The 6,147-nt window shown below is 44.8% G+C and carries 6 protein-coding genes and 2 pseudogenes; 7 read left to right on the top strand and 1 reads right to left on the bottom strand.

Annotation, left to right across the window (positions count from 1 at the left end; translation table 11 throughout):
- Positions 1-137: 137 nt before the first annotated feature.
- The 4 genes and pseudogenes from NG833_RS06860 to NG833_RS06845 all read left to right on the top strand — a co-directional run.
- Positions 138-531: pseudogene (locus tag NG833_RS06860) on the top strand (transposase family protein); the annotation flags it as partial.
- 78 nt (positions 532-609) lie between these two features.
- Positions 610-1,647, top strand: a pseudogene (locus NG833_RS06855) (IS630 family transposase).
- A 147-nt stretch (positions 1,648-1,794) separates the two neighbouring features.
- Complete coding sequence (locus NG833_RS06850) at positions 1,795-2,874, top strand: tocopherol cyclase family protein (RefSeq protein ID WP_254564560.1); 1,080 nt, start codon at positions 1,795-1,797, stop codon at positions 2,872-2,874.
- A 397-nt stretch (positions 2,875-3,271) separates the two neighbouring features.
- A complete protein-coding gene (locus tag NG833_RS06845; protein WP_309143834.1) occupies positions 3,272-4,186 on the top strand; it encodes a filamentous hemagglutinin N-terminal domain-containing protein in 915 nt (304 codons plus the stop codon).
- 163 nt (positions 4,187-4,349) lie between these two features.
- Here NG833_RS06845 and NG833_RS06840 read toward each other — a convergent pair whose 3' ends face one another.
- Entirely contained in the window at positions 4,350-4,739 is a 390-nt protein-coding gene (locus NG833_RS06840) for a hypothetical protein (RefSeq protein WP_254564559.1), read from the bottom strand.
- Positions 4,740-4,766: 27 nt separating this feature from the next.
- Between NG833_RS06840 and NG833_RS06835 the strand changes: the two genes are divergently transcribed.
- From NG833_RS06835 to NG833_RS30950, 3 genes are all read left to right on the top strand, one after another.
- Positions 4,767-4,931 carry a hypothetical protein gene (locus tag NG833_RS06835; RefSeq protein WP_254564558.1) on the top strand — a complete coding sequence of 55 codons (165 nt, stop codon included), beginning with the start codon at positions 4,767-4,769 and terminating at the stop codon, positions 4,929-4,931.
- Positions 4,932-5,086: 155 nt separating this feature from the next.
- Entirely contained in the window at positions 5,087-5,254 is a 168-nt protein-coding gene (locus tag NG833_RS30955; protein WP_375293887.1) for a hypothetical protein, read from the top strand.
- A 184-nt stretch (positions 5,255-5,438) separates the two neighbouring features.
- Positions 5,439-5,783, top strand: coding sequence for a hypothetical protein (locus NG833_RS30950; protein ID WP_375293886.1), 345 nt, complete (start codon positions 5,439-5,441; stop codon positions 5,781-5,783).
- Positions 5,784-6,147 lie beyond the last annotated feature (364 nt).

Genomic DNA, 6,147 nt, shown 5'->3' with positions numbered 1-6,147 from the left:
AAAAAATAAAACCTTCAAAAAACCCGCAGGCTCAAGCCTGGAGGCTCACAGGACAAAGCGGTGCCTGCGCGGGCTAAAAGAGCCTTGTTAGGTGCGATCGCATCAAAGCAAGGATGATTTATTTGTTGGAATCCCCTAATCAAAAAACTAAAGAGATTATTTGCCTACACTTTGGGCCGGGGCATTGCCATGACTTCAATTTATTCAAAAACAGTCCAGTCCATTTTCATCCTGAAACCGATAGTTTACAAGATAGTGGATATCAAGGAATAAAAAAAATATCATTTTAATAGCTATACTCCTAAAAAGAAACCTAAAAAGGGGAGTCTTTCCGCCTTACAAAAAGACTACAATCTGGCTTTGTCCCAAGACAGAGTTGGGATTGAACATATTAATAGAAGTCTGAAAATTTTCAAGATTTTGTCAAGTCGTTATCGAAATCGTCGCCGCCGTTATGGCCTCCGGTGTAATTTGCTCGCAGCACTTTACAATTATGAGTTGGCTCTGGAGGCTAAAATTCAAAATTTGTAATTATAACATAGATTTTTTTTGCAAGAGGTCTAATGTAAGGATGAGACCCTACCCGGACGGAGGTATCCAGAAGACATCATGACCATTATCGATGAACTAGATGATTTTATCAACCATAGCGAAAATGCTAAAGAAGTCAAAAGAGCTTTAGCTGTTAAAATGATTTTAACGGGAACGTCTTCTCAGGGAATTGAAAACCTCTTGCAGGTTTCTCATAGTTTTATTAGCAAGTGTAAAAATCAAGCTCTGTTTCATGGAGTAGATAGCTTAGAACTTCAATACAAAGGGAGTAAAAGTTACTTAAAACCCTCCGATAAGGCTAGAATTATTGAATGTTTAAGGCAACAAGACTATTTAAGGCTCGGAGATTTAAAACGATATTTAGACCAAGAGTACAAGGTGGTATATGCCTCGGATGAAAGTTACTATGCCTTATTCAAAGAAGCCGGGATAAGCTGGAAGAAAACACCAAAAAAGAACCCGGCAAAAGATGAAAAAAAAGTTAAAGCAAAAAAAGAAGAAATTGAAAAAAAGTTAAAATAGTGGGAGCCGGAAATAAAGGCTGGAAAGCTTGCAGTGTTTATGATTTACGAATGCCATTTTCTTTGGGGAGACCTGTTAGGGTATGTTTGGGGACGAACAGATACTCGGGTAGAAGTTCCTATTAAAAATCAAAAAAATAGACAAACTTACTATGGATCATTAGATTATCAAACTCATGAATTTATTGTCCAAGAACATTCAAGCGGCAATACGGAAAATACCATAGATTTTATCAAACACTTACAGAAACAAAGCCCCGGAAAAAGATTGGCCATTTTTTGGGATGGTGCTAGTTATCATAATTCTCAAGAATTTAAAGAATATTTAAAACAAGTCAATGGAGATTTGCAAGAAGATGAATGGCTAGTTCATTGCACTAATTTTGCTCCAAACGCTCCCGAACAAAACCCGGTAGAAGATGTTTGGTTACAAACCAAAAACTTTATCCGGCAGTTTTATCATTTATGTGATTCCTTTAAGATAGTTAAGGGGCTATTTAAGTTTTTTGCTGATGGTCAAATATTTGATTTCCCAAAACTGTCCTACTATGGAGTTTTGCCACAACTGATTTAGGACTGCTATAGCATAAAATTATTTTGCAAGAGGTCTTTTAAACAAACTTTATTTTTATGCTATAATTAAACCCTAAAATAAGCCATAAAATCTAATTTTTGTTAGAGGCGAAGAAAACGAGAAAGGATGACCTCCGACCAACCAACTATGACCAGACTAAAACGCCAAACTCCCCACAGTGGATACCATTGGAATAGTAGTCCACGCCGGTTTTTTGAAGGGTGGTATTATCGGGTCACCTTACCCACGGACCGCCAAACTTTTGCCTTTATGTATTCTATCGAAGACCCCGCAGGCGGTTCCCCCTATAGTGGGGGCGGTGCTCAAATTTTAGGGCCGGATGATGGCTATTTATGCCGGACCTTTCCCGATGTTAAAGGATTTTGGGCCTGGTCGAGCAGTTTAGCCCTGGGTCACTGGGGAAAAACCGAGTTACCTTACCCCCCCAACTATTTATCCCCCCAGGAGTTCGATCGCTACATTGAACAAGGCTATCAAGCAACCGCCACTTGGCATCAGGGCAAATTGTGCGACCCCGGAACGGGACAACGTTGCGAATGGCAATATGCCATCTCCCCGATCTACGGATGGGGCGATCGCCAGCGGGGTCAGTTGGCAACCGCCGGGTTACTCTCATTTTTACCCCTATTTGAACCCGGTTGGCAGATTTTAATGGCCCACGGTTGGGCAACCGGATGGATCGACTGGAACGGCAAGCGCTATGAATTTACCAATGCCCCTGCCTACGCCGAGAAAAACTGGGGGGGGGCCTTTCCCGAAAAATGGTTTTGGGTCAATTGTAACTGCTTCGACGATGAACCGGACCTGGCATTAACTGCCGGAGGGGGACGTCGCGGGGTCCTCTGGTGGATGGAGTCCGTGGCCCTGATTTGTATCCATTATCGCGGTGAGTTTTATGAATTTGTCCCTTGGAATGCTCAAGTGAGTTGGGAGATTGACCCTTGGGGGCGCTGGCAAATGCAGGCGAGTAACGATCGCTTTACCGTAGAACTCACCGCCACCACGGATCACCCGGGAACGCGCCTGCGTGCCCCCACCCAAGAGGGATTAACCTTCGTCTGCCGCGATACTATGCAGGGCCACCTCACTCTCACCCTGCGATCGCGCCAGGGCAATCCTTCCGAGGTAATTTTTCAGGCCACCAGTTCCCTCTGTGGTGTGGAAACCGGCGGCGGTCCTTGGACAGAAACCTGGCGATCGGCCTAAGCAACCCGGGAATCATTGAGCCAATTCCCTCGATGATTCCCGGCTAATCTGTTGATATTATGGTAACAGTTGTGACCGTCCCAGATTTCCGGTTACTCTAGAGCCGTATCCTGCTCATTCGCTGTTACGCGGTTCGTTAAAAATTCAATTATCTATACAGTATAAACTTAAAATTTTCAAGTCCTATTTGAGAACTTTGCGGATTTCTTAAAACCAATGGGACTTAGGCGAGTTGGGTTAAGAAAATCACAGAAAAGAGTAGCAACTCCGTTCGAGAAGTAAACAGCCATTGCTTTTGCTATCTCTAGGCTCAAACTTGGGGAAAGAACGTCTCCAGTTTGGGGAGGCACTGCCCCGAAACCACTAAACCATGAATCAGAAACGAGGAACTTTTGGGATGAAAATTAAGTTGCCCACCTTACATCTTTGGGTCATCATTGCTACTCTTTTAGCCAGCTTCATACCGAATCAACCCGCAATTTCCCAGGCCGTTACTCCCGCTGATGACGGCACCGGGACCCAAGTTACCCCGCAGGGAAATCACTTCCATATTCAGGGGGGACAGTTATCTAAAGATGGGGCGAATCTCTTCCACAGTTTTCAACAGTTTGGTTTAACCCAAGGGCAGATTGCCAACTTTCTCTCCAATCCAAAAATTCGCAACATTTTAGGACGAGTGGTAGGCGGTGACCCTTCCTTCATTAATGGCTTAATTCAGGTATCCGGGGGCAATTCCAACTTATTTCTAGTCAATCCCGCCGGAATCTTATTTGGACCCAATGCCAGCTTAAACCTGCCTGGAGATTTTTTAGCCACCACTGCCACCGGCATCGGATTGGGAGATGATCAGTGGTTGAATGTCCTGGGAGAGAATCAATGGGCGATGTTAGTAGGGGAACCCCGTCATTTCTCATTTGGGGGACTACAACCGGGGGCCGTCGCCAATTTGGGCCATTTAACGCTACAACCGGGCTCTAACTTAACCCTCCTCGGCGGAACCGTTCTGAATGCCGGGACCTTCTCCGTTCCCGGAGGCTCCATTACCCTCGCTGCCGTCCCCGGAGATTCCGTAGTTAGCCTTTCCCAAACGGGTCATTTACTCACCTTGAGCATTGCGCGAGAGGCATTGGGGGGAACTGCTGACTCATCTGATGCCTTAGCGATGACGCCGCTTTCGTTGCCGGAACTGCTGACGGGCGGGATGGCATCTCATGCCACGGAAGTAGAAGTGCAGGCCGATGGCACGATCGCCCTCACGGGTTCTGGACTAAAAAGGATCTCCTGGACTTATTATGCGTGGCTCAGTGCCTAGCACCGTAGGAAAGCCTTACTGTGAAAGACTTTCCGGGCTTTTGACACCCGCAAACGACTTGCACTTAATCACGAGATTGAACATAAAAGCATACAATCCAGACCCAACAAGGATTTGAGACGTTTTAAGTCACTAAAATAGCATAACAAAACCAGGCGAGCCACTAAAAATTACTCCCGAAACCGGCACCACCATTGCCTCGGGAACCCTGGATGTCAGCAATCGGACTCCGGATACTCCATCCACTCAAAGCATTGCGATTGTTGGCGATCGCATTGCCGTCCTGGATGCCAAACTCGACGCATCCGGCATCACCGGCGGCGGAACCCTGAGAATCGGTGGGGAAGAACGCGGCAGGGGTGCGATCGCCAATGCCACTCACAGTTTCATCAGTAGCGATTCCCTCATCACTGCCGATGCGCTTTCCTCCGGCAATGGCGGACGAGTGGTAATTTGGGCCGATGAAACGACCGCATTTTATGGTACTATTCAGGCGCGAGGCGGGTCTGACTCCGGCAGTAGCGGCGGAACCGTGGAAGTATCCGGGAAACAACAGTTAATTTTTCGAGGGAACATTGACTTGACTGCACCCAATGGCAATGTGGGTACATTGCTGCTTGACCCGGAAAATATTATCATTGTGAGTAGGGATGGGGGAGCACAGGACAATGAAATTACCGATGGGACGATTCAGTTCGGGGAAGCAGGGGATACCTTTACGGGAGCATCCCGATTTTGTAAATAGGCGAAGATATGGTAAAATATTAATTTTTTTTGAACGCAACTGGCCTATCAAAAACTGCGATGGAGGCCAGGGCTAATTTTCTGTAAGATTTAAGCACCTAGATCACAAAAAATACTTATAATAATAATAGGGAAAATGTTTTGTGGAGACTGCTCATGAATCGTGAAGAAGTTGAACGTTTAAAAGAGCTGAGTGATGAAATGGCCCAGATTTTATATAGAAATACCCCACTGGAGGCTTGGGAGAACTTAGGCACAATTGAACAGCATCTTAGACAACAATGGATAGAGGTAATCGGACCCCATGTCGGGTTTTTTTATTAAAACAGCAACGGGAACAGATAAAGGACGCTCCAGAACCGTAAAAAGCTGTATCGGACCCTTAACAATTACCGAAAAGCAAGCGGAAAAATTAGAGGTCAAGAAATCGACTAGGTTAGCACCAGTTCTTGAGAAATGTTGTTTGAGAATGAGTGCGATTTTATCTTTTGAGCAAGCAGCTTCATAAGTGGAAGTCCAGACGGGAATCAAGATAGGTCATACTTCTTTACATAACCGGGCAATCAAGCAAGAGTGGTCCGAACAATCCAGCCAGACATTAGTAAAAGAAATTAGCGTAGATGGAGGGAAAGTCCGTGTTAGAGGGCCACAGGGTGAAGGCTCTGTGTGGCTTGATTATAAAGCCGTGAGGCTGCACTCCAGTTTATATGCCGCATATTTTCAAGAGAATGAGAGCTTGATTAATTATGTAAATCGTCAGCCCCTAAATCCCCTCTTAACCTGTCTAGGAGATGGACATGATGGAATCTGGAATATTATTGCTCAAATCAATCCCAAAGGCCGACGACTATAAATTTTAGATTGGTATCATTTAGTAGAAAATTTGTCCAAAATAGGAGGGTCTAATAAACCACTAGAAAAAGCCGAAAACTTTTTATGGGAGGGTCGGGTAGAAGAGACAATTAAGTGGTTTGAATCCAACCGTCGTCGCCAAGCTGCTAATTTCTGTAAATACATAACTACACATCGTCATCGAATAGTAAATTATCAAATTTTATCTTCAGAAAATATTTGTTCGATTGGCTCGGGGGCCGTTGAGTCAACAGTCAAACAAATTGACAGACGATTAAAAATTTCATGTGCGCAGTGGTCTACGGAAAATATTAATCAGATGCTTAATTTGAGGTGTGCCTACTTGAATAACTTATTATAAAGTT

The sequence above is a fragment of the Oscillatoria sp. HE19RPO genome, assembly GCF_024220515.1.
Classification (GTDB): domain Bacteria; phylum Cyanobacteriota; class Cyanobacteriia; order Cyanobacteriales; family Laspinemataceae; genus Laspinema.
The sequence above is the reverse complement of the archived record's forward strand: the minus strand, read 5'-3'. Positions and strand labels throughout refer to the sequence as shown.

Bases quoted from the DNA above. Each gene is read 5' to 3' on its own strand.
- NG833_RS06850 (WP_254564560.1), top strand. From the start codon at position 1,795: ATGACCAGACTAAAACGCCAAACTCCCCACAGTGGATACCATTGGAAT.
- NG833_RS06845 (WP_309143834.1), top strand. From the start codon at position 3,272: ATGAAAATTAAGTTGCCCACCTTACATCTTTGGGTCATCATTGCTACT.
- NG833_RS30955 (WP_375293887.1), top strand. From the start codon at position 5,087: ATGAATCGTGAAGAAGTTGAACGTTTAAAAGAGCTGAGTGATGAAATG.